At 70.6% G+C, this 16,619-nt stretch carries 10 protein-coding genes; 5 read left to right on the top strand and 5 right to left on the bottom strand.

Going from position 1 to position 16,619, the window contains the following annotated elements; genetic code table 11:
* Window positions 1-385: 385 nt before the first annotated feature.
* Window positions 386-4,309, bottom strand: coding sequence for a glycoside hydrolase family 2 TIM barrel-domain containing protein (locus ADK36_RS16680; protein ID WP_048580049.1), 3,924 nt, complete (start codon window positions 4,307-4,309; stop codon window positions 386-388).
* 211 nt (window positions 4,310-4,520) lie between these two features.
* A complete protein-coding gene (locus ADK36_RS16675; RefSeq protein ID WP_048580048.1) occupies window positions 4,521-6,443 on the bottom strand; it encodes an ABC transporter ATP-binding protein in 1,923 nt (640 codons plus the stop codon).
* Window positions 6,444-6,569: 126 nt separating this feature from the next.
* Between ADK36_RS16675 and ADK36_RS16670 the strand changes: the two genes are divergently transcribed.
* From ADK36_RS16670 to ADK36_RS16660, 3 genes are all read left to right on the top strand, one after another.
* Window positions 6,570-7,535: a lysylphosphatidylglycerol synthase transmembrane domain-containing protein gene (locus tag ADK36_RS16670; RefSeq protein WP_053198076.1), complete on the top strand. Its 966-nt coding sequence runs from the start codon at window positions 6,570-6,572 to the stop codon at window positions 7,533-7,535.
* A gap of 102 nt (window positions 7,536-7,637) precedes the next feature.
* Complete coding sequence (locus ADK36_RS16665; protein WP_048580046.1) at window positions 7,638-8,402, top strand: crotonase/enoyl-CoA hydratase family protein; 765 nt, start codon at window positions 7,638-7,640, stop codon at window positions 8,400-8,402.
* Between the two features lie 366 nt (window positions 8,403-8,768).
* Entirely contained in the window at window positions 8,769-9,866 is a 1,098-nt protein-coding gene (locus ADK36_RS16660) for a mechanosensitive ion channel family protein (protein WP_048580045.1), read from the top strand.
* Window positions 9,867-9,881: 15 nt separating this feature from the next.
* Here the strand turns inward: ADK36_RS16660 and ADK36_RS16655 are convergent, their stop codons facing one another.
* Window positions 9,882-11,447, bottom strand: a complete 1,566-nt coding sequence (locus ADK36_RS16655) for a M1 family metallopeptidase (protein WP_048580044.1) — start codon at window positions 11,445-11,447, stop codon at window positions 9,882-9,884.
* A gap of 255 nt (window positions 11,448-11,702) precedes the next feature.
* Between ADK36_RS16655 and ADK36_RS16650 the strand changes: the two genes are divergently transcribed.
* Window positions 11,703-13,922 (top strand): NADP-dependent isocitrate dehydrogenase, encoded by a 2,220-nt coding sequence (locus ADK36_RS16650; RefSeq protein WP_048580043.1) that lies wholly within the window; start codon window positions 11,703-11,705, stop codon window positions 13,920-13,922.
* A gap of 160 nt (window positions 13,923-14,082) precedes the next feature.
* Here the strand turns inward: ADK36_RS16650 and ADK36_RS16645 are convergent, their stop codons facing one another.
* Window positions 14,083-15,189 (bottom strand): DNA glycosylase AlkZ-like family protein, encoded by a 1,107-nt coding sequence (locus ADK36_RS16645; protein WP_048580042.1) that lies wholly within the window; start codon window positions 15,187-15,189, stop codon window positions 14,083-14,085.
* A gap of 140 nt (window positions 15,190-15,329) precedes the next feature.
* Between ADK36_RS16645 and ADK36_RS16640 the strand changes: the two genes are divergently transcribed.
* Window positions 15,330-16,127, top strand: coding sequence for an N-formylglutamate amidohydrolase (locus ADK36_RS16640; protein ID WP_048580041.1), 798 nt, complete (start codon window positions 15,330-15,332; stop codon window positions 16,125-16,127).
* A gap of 9 nt (window positions 16,128-16,136) precedes the next feature.
* Here the strand turns inward: ADK36_RS16640 and ADK36_RS16635 are convergent, their stop codons facing one another.
* The gene (locus ADK36_RS16635) at window positions 16,137-16,613 is read right to left on the bottom strand and encodes a hypothetical protein (protein ID WP_048580129.1); all 477 of its coding nucleotides are present in this window, start codon (window positions 16,611-16,613) and stop codon (window positions 16,137-16,139) included.
* Between the last annotated feature and the right edge of the window lie 6 nt (window positions 16,614-16,619).

Below are 16,619 nucleotides of genomic sequence, written 5' to 3'. Positions count from 1 at the left end.
CCAGCAACTGGAAGACCGACCGAGCGCACATCCCCAATGGCAACGGAAATACCCGCCTCGGTGAGGCGCAAGGAGCTTCACCTGACGACGGACATCACCGTCGACCTCATCTCGCCATCTCACCATCCACCGGTCCGGAGCCGCTGCAAGCCAGAACCCTCCGGCCCGATGCTGACCATTTACTGACCCGAACCCGGTGAGGATTGGCCTGACCTGCGAAAACACCCAAACGCATGATCTTCGACTTGAACATACCGCGCAGCATTGAGCGCTCCGAGTGGTCGGCTCCCTGCCTGGTCGCCAGGTCAAGGGCTCTGTGTGCGCGGGCGCGTCCGGAGTACGCAACGGGGTCCCGGCAGCACACCGAGACCCCGGTCACGTCGGGTCACTCCACGGCGGTCGGCCTGCGCGACGCTCGCATCGCCTCGTCGACGTCGGTCAGCGGGCGCAGCCGGTAGGTGTAGGAGTAGTCGCGGCTGGCGAACAGCTTGTACTCGTCGTGGGTGTGGGCGCCCCAGCTGTTGTCGCCGCCCAGGCCCATCTGCCGGTGGTTGACGCGGAGGACGACCTCGTCGCGCGGGGCGAGCTGGTAGTCGTGGCGGACTCCGGAGGACAGGTCCTCCGGGGTGAAGTGCGAGGCGTTGACCTCCAGGAGGGGCTCGCCGGAGACGAGGAGGCCGGCGCCGGTGCGGTCGGTGAGGGCGATCCAGCGGATGTCGGTCTTGTTGCCGTTCTCCTGGGGGCGGATGTAGGGGGTCCACTGGCCGGAGACGGTGCCGGAGTAGACGCCCACGTCGGTGCCGTCCTTGCGGTCGAAGTAGTTCTCCTCGGGCCCTCGGCCGTAGTAGCGCAGGCGCTCGAAGCGGCCCGGCAGGAAGAGCATCGTGCCGATCTCCGGGATGTACGGCAGGGACGCGGCACCCGGGTGCAGGGTGTTGTCGACCTTGATCTCGCCGTTGCCGAACACCGTGTAGGTGGTGCTGTACGTCGACTCGGCCGTCGTCGGCAGGGTCCCGCTGACCTTGATCTCGACGGCCCTGTCGCGGAGGGCGCGCACGGTCACGTCCGTCACCTTGCGCCGGTCGCCCGCGTCACGCCAGGTCTGGTTGCGGGTGTGCTGGCCGTTGCCGAGGTCGTTCTCCGTGGGCGCCCGCCAGAAGTTCGGCACCGGTCCGGAGGTGATGAGCCGGGTGCCCCGGGCCTCGTACGACGTGATGACGCCGGTGCTCTTGTCGACGGTGACGGAGAAGCCGTTGCCCTTGACGGTGACGGCCGTGCCCCGCTCCTCGTGGCGCAGGGCCGGTACGGCCGCCAGGCGTACTGGGGTCACGGCCGGAACGTCCACGTCAATGGGCAGTTGCTGCTTGGCCACCTCGAAGCCGGCCTTCGCCCAGGGGGCGGATTCCCTGGTGGTGAAGGACAGTTGGAGGAAGTACTCGGTGCCGGGCGCCGGGTCCTCCGGCAGGCTCACGGGGACCGTGATGTCCTTGCTGCTGAGCGGGGCGACGTCCAGCTGGGTGCGACTCAGCCGGCCGCGCCGGATCACCTCGCCGTCGGCGACCAGGGCCCAACGGCCGTCGAACTCACGGAGGTTGGTGAACAGGTACTCGTTGGTGAGGGTGATCGGCGTGCCGGGAGCCAGTGCGGCGCCGGAGGCCGGTGCGATGCCCACGGCCTGGTAGATCTGCTTGACCTCGGCCGCCTTGCCGGTGAGCCGGCGGTCGGCGGTGATGATGCCGTCCGCGTTGGAGGTCCCGTCGTTGGGGTTGTCGCCCCAGTCGCCGCCGTAGGGGAAGAAGGTCTTCTCACGGGGCCGCTTCTCGGTGAGTTCGACGGTGGCGGCGTCGAACCAGAACCGTACGCCGTCGTCGCCGGGGCCGCGGCTGTCGGAGCCGAGTTCGGCCGCGCTCAGCGCCCGGGCGTACACGCGGGCCCGGCGGATCGTGCCGCTGAACTCGCGGGTGGGGTTGTCCACGTCGGTGGCGAGCGCGAGCGGTGCGGTGTTCGTGGCGGGTCGCCGCGTGGTGGTCCGGGTGGCCCTCACCGCGCCGTCGACGTGGAGGGTCAGGGTGCCGGCGTCGGCGTCGAAGACACCGGCGATGTGGTGCTCGCGGCCGGTCCAGTCGTCCGGGAGGGCCCAGTTCGCGGTGATCCACTGGCCGCCGCCGTAGATGAAGAACTCCAGGGTGCGGTCCGACTGCTTGAGGGCGTACTGGGTGTCGCCCTTGGCGATGATCGGCTGGTGGTAGCCGGTGTGGTGCGGGGTGACCCAGGCCTCCAGGGTGAGCGAGCCCGTGATGTCGAGACGCTCGTCGCGGGCGAAGACGGTGGCGCCGGAGACCCCCTTGGCACGGTCGAAGGTGCCGCTCGCGGTGAGGACCTCGCCGCGCAGGCCGCCGGGCCCGGACTCGGTGAGGATCTTGCGCGCGGGGACGGGCCAGCTCAGGGACTGGTCGACGAAGTCCCAGATCCAGCCGCCCTGGAGGACGTCGTAGCGGCGGACGATGTCCCAGTACTTCTTGAAGTTGCCGTTCGAGTTCCCCATCGCGTGGGCGTACTCGATCATGACGTACGGCCGGGTGTCGGCCGTGTCCTTGGCGCGCTGCTCGACGCGGGACGGGCTGTCGTACATCTCCGAGCGGATGTCGCTGATCGTCGGGCGGTCGTCGCCCTCGTACTGGATGACGCGCGTCGGGTCGTACGACTTGATCCAGTCGTGCATGGCGACGAAGGTGCTGCCGCCGCCGGCCTCGTTGCCGAGTGACCAGATGACGACCGAGGCGTGGTTCTTGTCGCGGTGGACCATGTTCTGGGCGCGGGCCACGCATGCCCTGGTCCAGTCGGCGTGGTTGCCGGGGTACTCGCCGCGGATGCCGTGGGTCTCCAGGTTGGTCTCGTCGACGAGGTAGAGGCCGTACTCGTCCGCGAGTTCGTACCACAGCGGGTTGTTGGGGTAGTGCGAGGTGCGGACACTGTTCATGTTCATCCGCTTGATGATCTCGATGTCCTTGGCCATGTGCGCCCGGGTGAGCGTCATGCCGCTGTCGGGGTGCATCTCGTGGCGGTTGGTGCCGCGGAAGGAGACGGGCTGCCCGTTGATCCGCATCAGGCCGTCCTTGAGCGCGAACTCGCGCAGGCCCACGCGGTGCGAGAGCGTCTCGATCACCTTGCCGGCCGGGTCGCGCAGGCGCAGAACGGCCGTGTAGAGGTTCGGGTGTTCGGCGGACCACAGCTCGGGCTCGGGTACGGCTCTGCTCGCGCGGACGGTCACGTCGTCACCGGCGGGGGCGGACGCGAGGTCGACGGCCCGCTGGAGCGGGCGGGACCAGACGGCGTGGCCGCGGGGGTCGTACAACTGCGTCTCGACGGAGTAGCCGCCCTCGTTCCGGCCGCCGTACGAGCGCACGTGGGCGGTGACGGACAGCTCGGCGGCCGTGTAGTCGTCGCTCAGCGGGGTGTCCAGCTTGAAGTCGCGCAGATGGACTTCGGGCGTGGAGTAGAGGTAGACCGAGCGGAAGATGCCGCTCAGCCGGATCATGTCCTGGTCTTCGAGCCAGTCCCCGTCGGAGAAGCGGTACACCTCCACGGCGATCTGGTTGGTGCCCGGCTTGAGGTGCTCGGTGATGTCGTACTCGGCGGGCGTGAAGGAGTCCTCGGCGTACCCCACCAACTCCCCGTTGATCCACACGTAGTGCGCGGACTTGACTCCCTCGAAGTGCAGGAAGGTCCGCCGTCCCGCCCAGCCGCGCGGCACGGTGAAGGTCCGCCGGTACTGCCCCACCGGGTTGAAGCGCGTCGGCGCCGCCGGGGGCTGTGCCTCCTCGCCGAGTCCGTTGGGCCCCCACCACGGGTAGGTGATGTTGACGAAGATCGGGCGGTCGTGGCCGTGCATCTGCCAGGCGGAGGGGACGGGGATGCTGTCCCAGTCGCTGTCGTCGACGTCGGTGCGGTAGAAGTCGGTGTCCCGGTCGTCGGGCCGGTCCGCGTAGGCGAACTTCCACTTGCCGTCGAGGTCGAGTCTGTACGGCGAGCGCGTCCGGTCCCCGTCCAGGGCCTGTCTGACGTCCGCGTAGGGCATGAGTGTGGTGTGGGGCGGCTGGGTCCCGATCTGGAAGACGTCGATGTGCCCGTTCCACTCCGGGGTGGCGGCCGCCGCCCCGGCTCCGTCGGCCGCGTGCACCGTGGCCGCGGACGATCCGGACAGGGCGAGCGCGCCGAGGACGGCCGCTCCTCCCTCCAGGAGGCGGCGCCGGCTGACGGGCACACCCTGCGGGTGGGGCGTGGCAGGAGACTCGGGAGAGTGCGGCATGACCGTGGCCTTCCTCGGGACGACAGTGCGCTGTGCGGCTTGAGGGAGCGTCAGATCCTGTGCGGTGCTGTTGAGAAACCGAACGCACACTAGGTTGTGAACACGGTCGAAGCAATGATGCTGTCGAGGTTTGTGTGTTCCTGACGGATCCTGCCGTCGACGTTGGCCGAATCCCGGCCGTGCGCCGTCCGCTGCCTGCCACGGGCAACCGCTACGCGGCCTCCCCCGCCGCCGAGACGTCGGCCGGGACCTCCGCCGCGACCTCCGCCATCCCGCCGGGCCCCTGCTCGAACTGCGTCCGGTACAGCTCCGCGTAACGTCCCCCGGCCGCCAGCAACGCGTCGTGCGTGCCGCGTTCGACGATCCGGCCGGCCTCGACCACCAGGATCTGGTCGGCCGCCCGCACGGTGGACAGGCGGTGGGCGATCACGACCGCGGTCCTGCCTTCCAGCGCCTCGGTGAGCGCCTCCTGCACGGCGGCCTCGGAGGTGTTGTCGAGGTGGGCGGTGGCCTCGTCGAGGATGACCACGCGCTGACGGGCCAGCAGCAACCGGGCGATGGTCATCCGCTGGCGTTCGCCGCCGGAGAGCCGGTAGCCGCGCTCGCCGACCACGGTGTCGAGGCCGTCGGGCAGGGACCGTACGAGATCGTCGAGGCGGGAGCGGCGCAGGGCGTCCCAGAGTTCGGGGTCGGTGGCGGTGGGGCGGGCCAGCAGCAGGTTGGCGCGGACGGTGTCGTGGAAGAGGTGGCCGTCCTGGGTGACCATGCCGAGGGTGGCGCGCAGGGACTCGGCGCTCAGGTCACGGACGTCGGCTCCGGCCACGCGTACGGCGCCCTCGTCGACGTCGTACAGCCGTGGCAGCAGTTGCGCGATGGTCGACTTGCCCGCGCCGGACGAGCCGACCAGGGCGACCGTCTGACCGGGTTCGGCGCGGAAGGAGATGCCGTGCAGCACCTCGGCGCCACCGCGGGTGTCGAGGGACGCCACTTCCTCCAGGGAGGCGAGGGAGACCTTGTCGGCGGAGGGGTAGCCGAAGCGGACGTTGTCGAACTCCACCGACACCGGGCCGTCGGGGACCTTCCTCGCGTCCGGCTTCTCCTCGATCAGCGGCTTGAGGTCGAGCACCTCGAAGACCCGCTCGAAGCTGACGAGGGCGCTCATGACCTCGACGCGGGCGCCGGCGAGCGCGGTGAGCGGCGCGTACATGCGGGTCAGGAGCAGGGCGAGCGCGACGACGGCGCCCGGCTCCAGTGTGCCGCGCAGGGCGAACCAGCCGCCGAGGCCGTAGACCAGGGCGAGGGCCAGGGCGGACACCAGGGTGAGCGCGGTGATGAACACGGACTGGGCGGTGGCCGTCCGTACGCCGATCTCCGCCACCCGCCTGGCCCGGCTCGCGAACTCCTCCGACTCCTCCTCCGGGCGCCCGAAGAGCTTGACCAGGGTGGCGCCGGGGGCCGAGAACCGCTCGGTCATACGGGTGCCCATCGCCGCGTTGAGCGTGGCCGCCTCCCGCTGCATCCGGGCCATGCGGTGGCCCATGCGCCGGGCCGGGATCACGAACACCGGGAGCAGGACGAGGGCGAGCAGGGTGATCTGCCAGGACAGGGTGAGCATGACGGCGACGGTGAGCAGCAGCGTGACGAGGTTGCTGACCACCCCGGACAGGGTGTTGCTGAAGGCGCGCTGCGCGCCGATCACGTCGTTGTTGAGACGGGAGACGAGCGCTCCCGTACGAGTGCGTGTGAAGAACGCGACCGGCATGCGCTGCACATGATCGAACACAGCCGTCCGCAGATCGAGGATGAGGCCCTCGCCGAGGGTGGCCGACAGGCGTCTCGCGATGATCCCGAGGACCGCCTCCGCCACCGCGATCAGGGCGATCAGCAGGGCGAGACGGACGACCCTGCCCTCGTCGCCGCGCGTCACGATCGCGTCGACGACCTTTCCGGCCAGTACGGGGGTCGCGACGGCGAGCAGCGCCGTCATCATCCCGAGCACGACGAAGAGCGCGATCCTACGGCGGTGCGGGCGGGCGAACGCGCCGATGCGGCGCAGCGTGGCGCGGGCGAACGGGCGGCGCTCCCGCTCGGCGTTCATGACGCTGTACAACTGTGTCCAGGCTGTGGTCTCCATGCTCATGGAGTGGACCGTAGAACCTCAAGCGACCTTGAGGTCAACTGTCATCCGCAGCCGGTCCGTAAGCCGCCGTCTCCACTGCCGCAACCCGGCGTTGGCGCGGCGTGGAGAGCCTCTCCGAATGTGACAGCCGTTCGACTCCCCGCGGGACGCCTTCTCAGGCGTCTCCCGCTCCGCCAGATACTGTGCCTGCTTCCGCTCGTCCTCGTCGTCGTGGTCGCGGTGCGGCACCGGTCCGTGCTCGCCGAGGGCATCGGCCATATGGCGTCGGCCAAGTGGCCGTGGCTGCTCGCCGCGGCCGGCGCCACCTGCCTGACCTGGGTCGCGGCGGCGGTGACCCGGCAGGGAGCCGTGGTCGACCGGCTGCCCAGACTCCGGCTGCTCGTCACCCAGTTCGCGGCGGGCTCGGCCAACCACCTGCTGCCGACCGGGCTGGGCGCGAGCGCGGTCAACCTGCGCTTCATGACGGTGTGCGGGCTGCCACTCGCCCGTTCCTCGGCCGCGCTGGCGCTGTATCTGCTCGCGGAGAGCGTGGCACGGGTCGGCCTGCTGGCCGCGCTGCTGATCGCCTTCCCGCACGCGCTGCGCCTCGGGCCGCTCCTGCCGGACGGGGCCTGGGGCCCGCTGCTGCTGGCCATCGGTGCGGCGGCGGTCGCGGTGGTGGCCGTATTCGCACTCGTACGGCGGCTGCGCACCGCCGTGTTCTCCTTCCTGCGTACCGCCCTGGACGAGGCGCGCTCGGTGCACACCCGTCCGTCCCGGGCACTGGCCCTGTGGGGCGGTTCGCTGGCCTTTCCCGTGCTCCAGGCGGCCGGGCTGGTCCTGGTCGGGCTCGCCCTGGGGCTGCCGGTGCCGCCGGCCCACATGGCGCTCGCGTACCTCGCGGCGACCGTCGCCGTCGCCCTGGTGCCCACCCCGGGAGGGCTCGGCTCGGTGGAGGCGGCGCTGATCGTGGCGCTGGTGGCGGCGGGCGGCCCGGTGGCGGTGGCGACGGCGGTGGTGCTGGCGTACCGGATCATCACGGTGTGGCTGCCGCTGCTGCCGGGGGCGTTGACGCTGGGTGCGCTGGTGCGGTGGAAGGTGATCTGACGGTCGGTTCCGGTAGTGGGTCATCTGACCGGTCGGTTCCGGTGGTGGGTCATGTGACCGCTCAGTAACGTGCGGGGTCCGACCATCGAAAGAGGCCCCGCCATGCCGGTCCGCGTCGAGCGCCAGGGACACATCAGTACCGTCATCCTCTCCCGACCCGAGGCCCGCAACGCGGTCGACGGCCCCACCGCGGCCGAACTCGCCGCCGCCTTCCGGGAGTTCGACGCCGACGACGGGGCGCGGGTGGCGGTGCTGTGGGGTGAGGGCGGCACCTTCTGCGCGGGCGCCGACCTCAAGGCGCTGGGAACGGAGCGGGGCAACCACGTCACCGAGGACGGGGACGGTCCCATGGGGCCGAGCCGGCTGCGGCTGTCGAAGCCGGTGATCGCCGCGGTCGCCGGGCACGCCGTGGCCGGGGGCCTGGAGCTGGCGTTGTGGTGCGATCTGCGGGTCGCCGAGGAGGACGCCGTCTTCGGGGTGTTCTGCCGCCGGTGGGGCGTGCCGCTGATCGATGGGGGCACGGTCCGGCTGCCCCGGCTGATCGGCACGAGCCGCGCGATGGACATGATCCTCACCGGCCGTCCGGTACCGGCGAGCGAGGCCCACGACATGGGGCTCGCCAACCGCGTCGTACCGACCGGGCGCGCCCGCGCCGAGGCGGAGGAGCTGGCCGCCACGATCGCACGGTTCCCGCAGGCGTGTCTGCGCGCCGACCGGGCCTCGGTGCTCGACCAGGAGGGGCTGGACGAGGCGGGCGCGATGCGGGGTGAACTCCTGTACGGCACGGGCGTGCTGGCGGAGAGCCTGGAGGGCGCGACCCGCTTCGCGTCCGGTGCCGGGCGACACGGCTCGTTCAGGGACGTCTGACACGGTTCGCCACTCGCCGCCCCACGCCTCCTCCCGGGGCGCGCACAGCGTGAAGCGACCCTCGCGCGCCGCCCGAGCGTCAAGCGAGCCCCGGTCGGCGACCGTTGAGCCCTCGGCAGTGGCGGGAGTCCGGGGGAGAATGCCCGAAAGCGACCGATGCGGCCGTCCCGCCGACGATCCCGGCACGAACACATGTACCCGATACGGCAGGATGAGCCCTCGCGCCGGTCTCGGGGGATGGGGTGGCCGGCGCGACGGCACATCGCGGAATCGAGCAGGTGACAACGTGACGAGACTTCACATCCGGCCGTCGGCTGGGACAAGCCCTCAGGGGTTCGCCGCAGCGTTTCTCCCCGGAGGTGACCGGTGAACCGGGCGCTCACCGTGGACGACCTGGTCATCGCCGGAATCGCGGTGGCCGCGGGGCTGCTCGCCGCCTTCCTGCTGCGGATGCTGCTGCGCTGGCTGGGCAAGCACGCCGACCGCACCCGCTGGAGCGGCGACGACCTCATCGTGGACACCCTGCGGACCGTGGTGCCGTGGGCGGCCTTCCTCGCCGGCGCTGCCTCCGCAGGCGCGGCGCTGCCGCTGACCCGGACGGTCCAGCACAACGTCAACCAGACCCTGACCGTGCTGCTCATCTTCGTCGTGACGCTGGCGGTGGCCCGCGGGATCGCCGGACTGATGCGGACGGTCACCCAGTCCCGGCCCGGTGTCGCCGGGTCGGCCACGATCTTCGTCAACATCACCCGGATCCTGATCCTGGCCATCGGCTTCCTGGTGGTTCTGCAGACCCTGGGCATCTCGATAGCGCCGCTGCTGACTGCCCTGGGCGTCGGTGGTCTGGCGGTGGCGCTCGCCCTTCAGGACACGCTCGCCAATCTCTTCGCGGGCATCCACATCCTCGCCTCCAAGACCGTCCAGCCCGGCGACTACATCCGGCTGAGCAGCGGCGAGGAGGGCTACGTCGAGGACATCAACTGGCGCCAGACGACGGTCCGCAATCTGTCCAACAACCTGGTCGTGATCCCCAACGGGGAGCTCGCGAAGACGAACATGACCAACTACATGCGCCCCGAGGAGCAGTTGACGATCCTGGTCCAGGTCGGCGTGGCCTACGACAGCGACCTGGACCACGTCGAGCGGGTGACGAACGACGTCATCGGCGAGGTGATGGCCGAGGTCGAGGGGGCCGTACCGGACCACGAGCCGATCATCCGCTTCCACACCTTCGGCGACTCCCGGATCGGCTTCACCGTGATCCTGGGCGTCGGCGAGTTCAGCGACCAGTACCGGATCAAGCACGAGTTCATCAAGCGCCTGCACCGGCGGTACCGCAAGGAGGGCATCCGCATCCCCGCGCCGACGCGCACCGTGGCGATCCAGCAGGGGACGGTGGCCATACCGCAGCAGCGCGTCCCCGACGAGGCGGACGAGGTGGTGGCCCCCGTCCGCCTCGACTGACCTACCCCAACATGCCTAGAGGGTGGCCGAGTTCTCGTGGTGGTGGCCGCCCTTGCGGCTGTGCGGCGCGGCGAGCGACGGGTTCACCGGGGTGACCGTCCAGTCCGGATGCCCGGGCATCCGCGGCGTCTTCGTGCCGTACAGCCAGTCCCGCAGGAACCCTGACAGATCCCGGCCCGAGACCTCCGAGGCGACGGCGATGTAGTCCTCCGTCGACGCCGAGGCGTTGCGGTACCGGGCGAGGAAGGCGCGCTCAAGGGCGTTGAAGGCCTGCTCGCCGACAAGGTTCCGCAGCGCGTACAGGACCAGGACGCCGCCCAGATAGCGCTGGCTCTCGAACAGGTTCACCGCGTTCGGCGCCGCGACCGGCCCCCAGTTGTGGCGCCACTGGTCGCCCTGCGCGTAGGTGTTCTTCATCCGGGCTTCCAGGGTGGTCATGCCCAGGGAGTCCGGCCAGCCACGCTCGTAGCGGTAGAGCAGTCCGTAGAAGTCGGCGTGCCCCTCGTTCAGCCACAGGTCGGCCCAGGTGGCGGGGCTGACGCTGTTGCCGAAGTAGGAGTGGACCAGCTCGTGCATCATGTGCGAGCCGATCTTCTTCTCCTCCTGGAGCAGATAGTTCGGCCGGTAGATGGTGAGGGTCTGGGTCTCCAGACCGATGAAGGCGAACGGCTCCGGGACGTCGGTGTTGCAGGGCAGCAGTCCGTACGTCTCGAAGGGGTACGCGCCGAGCCGCGCCTCCAGCCATGTCACCAGGCCCGGCGTCAGCGCGAGCGCCGGTTCCAGCGCCGCGGCGCGTGCCGTCGGGACGACGTCGCGCAGCGGGAGACCGTGCGGGCCCTGCCGTTCCTTCACCACGTAGTCGCCGACGGTGATCTGCACCAGCTCCGTGGCGATGGGCTCGCGGGAGCGGTACGTGTACGCCGTACGGCCGCCCGACAGGCTCTCGGTGCGCACGAGCAGGCCGGTCGCCACGCCCCGCACTCCGCCGGGGACGGTGAGGCGGAAGGAGAAGTCCGCCTTGTCGGAGGGGTGGTCGTTGCAGGGGAAGACGGTGTGGGCCGAGTTCGGCTGGGGGAACGCCGCGAACCCGTCCGGCGTGGCGACCCATCCGGTGTGGGGCAGATCACGGCCAGGATCCGCCGAGTACTCGACGCAGACGGTGACCGAGGACTTGGCCGGGAGGGTCCGTGCGGGCGTGATGCGCAGCTTCTCGGCCACCTGCTCGTAGGTGGCCGTGCGGCCGCCGACGCGGACGGCGCGGATGTCGAGGCCGAGGGCGTCGAGGGAGAAGCGGGTCAGGGCCTGGGTGGTGCGGATCTTCAGGGTGGCGGTGGCGTCGACCAGCCGGGTCGTGGCGTCGTAGGAGAAGTCGAGGTGGTAGGCCGCGACCCGGTAGCCGTCGTTGCCGAGGTCGGGGAAGACGGGGTCGCCGAGGGTCTCGGGACCCGGGGTGCCGGAGGTCCTGGCGGCCGACGTCCCCGTGTGCGTCGGTGCCGCGAGGGCGGAGGGGGCCGCGGTCAGGGCCGCCGCCGTGCCGATCAGGGCGGCCGCGGGGGCCGTCACTCTGCTGCGATATCTCATGGTCCGCTTTCGCTGGGGCGGCCGGGTGGTCAGGGCCGGCCGCCGGATCGGTGATCTCCCTGTATGACTGGTGATCTCCCTACATGACTGTGGGATCAGGCGATCAGGTTGCACTGAAGCGGTACATCCGTTTGCGCGGATCCGCGATCCCGGCACACATCCCGCACCGACGGTGTGCGGACCCCTGTCGAGCCGAGGTCGATCACGAGATATCTTGATGTCGAGCAATGTTGCAGACGTGGAGCGGAGCACCCGGTGACTGACTCGACCATCATCTATACGCACACTGACGAGGCCCCGGCCCTGGCAACGTATTCCTTCCTGCCGGTGGTCCAGGCGTACGCCTCGCAGGCGGGTGTCGCCGTGGAGACGCGGGACATCTCGCTGGCCGGCCGCATCATCGCGGTGTTCCCGGAGTACCTGACCGAGGACCAGCGCATCCCGGACGCCCTCACCGAGCTCGGTGAGCTCGCGAAGACGCCCGCGGCCAACATCATCAAGCTGCCGAACATCTCGGCGTCGATCCCGCAGCTCAAGGCCGCGATCGCCGAGCTCCAGGGCCAGGGCTACGCGCTGCCGAACTACCCGGACGACCCGAAGACCGACGAGGAGCGGGAGATCCAGGCCCGCTACGACAAGATCAAGGGTTCCGCGGTGAACCCGGTCCTGCGTGAGGGCAACTCCGACCGGCGCGCCCCCGCCTCGGTCAAGAACTACGCCAAGACCCACCCGCACCGCATGGGCGCCTGGACCTCCGAGTCCAAGACGAACGTGGCGACCATGGGCGAGAACGACTTCCGCTCCACCGAGAAGTCCGTCGTGATCTCCGAGGCCGGCGCGCTGAGGATCGAGCACGTCGCCGCGGACGGCACCACCACCGTCCTGCGCGAGTCCGTACCCGTCCTCGCCGGCGAGGTCGTCGACGCCTCCGTGATGCGCGTCGCCGCGCTGCGCGAGTTCCTGACCGCGCAGGTCGCCAGGGCCAAGGCCGAGGGCGTGCTGTTCTCCGTGCACCTCAAGGCGACGATGATGAAGGTCTCCGACCCGATCGTCTTCGGCCACGTGGTGCGCGCCTTCTTCCCGAAGACGTTCGCGAAGTACGGCGAGGTCCTCGCCGGCGCCGGCCTGTCCCCGAACGACGGTCTGGGCGGCATCTTCAAGGGCCTGGACGCGCTGCCGAACGGCGCCGAGATCAAGGCATCCTTCGACGCCGAGCTCGCCGATGGCCCGGAGCTGGCCATGGTCGACTCCGACAAGGGCATCACCAACCTGCACGTGCCGTCCGACGTGATCGTCGACGCCTCGATGCCGGCCATGATCCGCACCTCCGGCCACATGTGGGGCCCGGACGGCCAGGAGGCCGACACCCTCGCGGTGCTGCCGGACTCCAGCTACGCCGGCGTGTACCAGGTCGTCGTCGACGACTGCCGTGCCAACGGCGCCTACGACCCGTCGACCATGGGCTCGGTCCCGAACGTCGGTCTCATGGCGCAGAAGGCCGAGGAGTACGGCTCCCACGACAAGACCTTCGAGATCAAGGCCGCCGGCACGGTCCGCCTGGTCGACCAGGCCGGCAACGTGGTCATCGAGCAGCCGGTCGCCGAGGGCGACATCTTCCGCGCCTGCCAGACCAAGGACGCGCCGATCAAGGACTGGGTGAAGCTGGCCGTCACCCGCGCCCGCGCCACCGGCGACCCGGCGGTGTTCTGGCTGGACGAGACCCGCGCGCACGACGCCAACCTGATCGCCAAGGTCAACGCGTACCTGCCGGAGCACGACACCGAGGGCCTGGACATCCGTGTCCTCGCCCCGGTCGAGGCGACGAAGCTGTCGGTGGAGCGCATCCGCCGCGGTGAGAACACGATCTCGGTGACGGGCAACGTCCTGCGTGACTACCTCACGGACCTCTTCCCCATCCTGGAGCTGGGCACCAGCGCCAAGATGCTGTCGGTCGTCCCGCTGATGGCGGGCGGCGGCCTGTTCGAGACGGGCGCCGGCGGCTCCGCCCCGAAGCACGTCCAGCAGCTGGTCAAGGAGGACTACCTGCGCTGGGACTCCCTCGGTGAGTTCTTCGCGCTGGTGCCGTCCCTGGAGCAGTACGCGACGGTCACCAACAACCCGAAGGCCAAGGTCCTCGCCGACACCCTCGACCGCGCCACGGCGACCTTCCTCAACGAGGACAAGTCCCCGACCCGTCGCGTCGGCGGTATCGACAACCGCGGCAGCCACTTCTTCCTCTCCCTGTACTGGGCGCAGGAGCTGGCCAAGCAGACCGACGACGCGGACCTGGCCAAGGCCTTCGCCCCGCTCGCCGAGGCGCTCACCGCCAACGAGCAGAAGATCGTCGACGAGCTGAACGCCGTCCAGGGCAAGCCGGCCGAGATCGGCGGCTACTACCAGCCCGACCCGGCCAAGGCCGCCGCGGTCATGCGCCCGTCGGCCACCTGGAACGAGGCGCTCGCGTCCCTGAGCTGACGCCAGGGGCCCGACAGGCCCGCTGAAGTGTCTCTGCCCCGGTCGGCGTACCGCCTGCCGGGGCAGAGCCATGTTGTCCGGCGGATCCGGGTGCGCGGTCGCCGGGAGCGGACGCCCGGCACGAACCGAGTACCACGGCAGGTGGTCGGTGGTGCAGGTCCTAGGAAGGCAGCACGAGTTCCAGCTCGAGCCAGCGGGCCAGGTCTGCTGTCTCCCGGCGGATCTCCGCGCTCATGGGCTCGGTGAACGGCACGTCCTGGTGGATCGTGTCGACACGCAGCAGCCCGCCCTTGCGGTCGGCGGTGGCGTCGAGTTTTCCGACGAGCCGGTCGCCGTACAGGATCGGGAGCGCGAAGTACCCCCAGCGGCGCTTGGCCGCGGGCTTGTACATCTCCAGCTGGTACTCGTACGCGAACAGCTCGACGGTGCGCTTGCGGTCGTGCACGAGCCGGTCGAAGGGTGACAGCAGCGCCGCCCGTCCCTCGAAGGCCAGCCCCAACTGGGCCGGATCCACACGCCACTCGCCCCGCACGCCCTCGACGACGGCCGGCTCACCGGCCTCCCCCACGTCCGCCGGCTCGACCTGGCACTCCGGGCCCCGCGCACGGGCGATGCCCAACGCCCGCAACCGCCGCTCGTCCCGGATGCGCAGCGCCTCCTCGACGGGGACCGCGGGCGCGGCGGGGTAGACCCGCTCGGCCAGGTCCCACAGCCGGTCACCGCCGCTGCGTCCCGCCACGGCGACCTCGCCGCGCTGCACCATGAGCTCCAGGAGCTTGGTGACATTGCGGTCGTTGCTCCACCCGCTCGACTTCCACGGCAGTGCGCAGGTGTCGGGCAGCTCGCGGGAGGGCAGCGGCCCCGCGGCGCCGAGCCGGTCGAGTATGTCCCGGCGGCAGGAGTCGTTGGCCCCCACCCATGTGCGGTGATACTCACGCCAGGAGGACGGCGTCCCCCGCTCCGGCCACTGGGCCATCTCGGCGCGGTACAGCGCGAGATCCTCACCGGGCCGGATCATCGCCTGCAACTCCAGCAGGCTCCGGTCCGCCAACGCGGCGCTCAGATCGGCCCGTGCGTAACCCGAGGACCCGAGCCGGCTCCACGCCACGAGGTCGGCGTTGGGCGCGATGGCGGCGGTCGGGTCGATCTGCAGCAGGGTCAGTCGTCGTACCACGTCCAGCAGCCCACTGGGCCGGGATCCGTCCAGCAGCTGGGCGCGCACGGCGATGCGGCGGGCTTCGGTACGGGAGAGCCCATGCACGGTCACCTGTGTCACCAGTCCCGGGTCGCGATGTCGACGTCGTCGTCACCTAGGCACGGCGCGGCCGGGTCGGCCGGCCGCTGGTCGCCGATGGTCATGCTGTGATGGTGCACCACGCCACTGACAACGCCCCGGGAGCAGCCGTCATGACCTCCGCCGTACCGTCGTTCGAGTTGCTCCCCGGGGCCGCGGAATCGCCGGTGATCCTTCATGTGCCGCACTCGGCGCGGGAGATACCGCCCGAGGTGCGCGCGGGGATCGTGCTGGACGACTCCGCGCTGGAGCGGGAGCTGGACCACATCGTCGACGCGCACACCGCTGAGCTCGCAGCGGAGGCGGCCAAGGCGTCGCGGGTCACCCCGTGGCGGTTCGTCAACCGGCTCTCGCGGCTGGTCGTCGACCCGGAGCGGTTCCCGGACGAGCGGGAGGAGATGCTGGCCGTGGGGATGGGCGCCGTGTACACGCGGACCACGCACAAGGAGCCGTTGCGGCCTGCCGATACCGACGCCGAGCCGCTCGTCGAGCGGTACTTCCGGCCGTACGCGAGGGCCATGACGGACGCCGTGGCCGATCGCCTCGCCGTCACCGGCCGGGCCGTGATCATCGACGTCCACTCCTACCCGACCGCTCCGCTTCCCTACGAACTGCACGGCGGCGGCCCGCGACCGGCCGTCTGCCTGGGCACCGATTCCTTCCACACGCCGCCCGCGCTGCTCGCCGCGGCCCGGGAGGCGTTCGCGCCGTGCGGGGAGACGGCGCTCGACAGCCCGTTCAGCGGTACGTACGTCCCGCTGGAGTTCTACGGGGGCGATCCGCGTGTCAGCGCCCTGATGGTCGAGATCCGCCGGGACACGTACATGGCGGAGCCGGGTGGTCCGGTCGGTTCCGGACTCACCCGGCTCGTGCGGGCGTTGGCGGCGCTGGTCGACGCCGTCTCCTCCTGACCCGAGGTCTCAGGCGCGCAGCCACTCCGTGACCACGACCTCGCCGCCGGTCCGCAGCCGCAGGGCGAAGGGGCCGCTCGGCGGTGCGTCGCTGGTGAAGCGGCCCATGTCGTCGGCGACGACCGGCACGGCCGACTGCGGGCCGCCCAGCACCTCGATCCACGCCTTGTGCGGCGGCAGCACCTGCCCCATCAGACCCTGCGCGGTCACTTCCACGTCGACGGTCACATCGCCCGCGCGGAAGGTCAGCATCCGCGGCGCGTCCGTCACCCCCCTGACCGGAATGGCGTCCACGACCGAGTCGAAGGTCAACTCGGCGATCCGGGCGTCGAGATCGTGCAGTGCGAAGGCGTCGACGGCGGTCTGCCGCAGCTGGGCCGGTACGGGGTCCAGGATGGCGGCTGCCTGGCGCAGTTCCTCCTCCAGCAGTTCCACGTCGACCCCGTCGTCATCGAAGGGCTCCCGGCCCGTCACTTCGTCGTGCATGTCGTT

Origin of the sequence: Streptomyces viridochromogenes (assembly GCF_001270495.1) — a bacterium.
GTDB lineage: Bacteria > Actinomycetota > Actinomycetes > Streptomycetales > Streptomycetaceae > Streptomyces > Streptomyces viridochromogenes_A.
The sequence above is the reverse complement of the archived record's forward strand: the minus strand, read 5'-3'. Positions and strand labels throughout refer to the sequence as shown.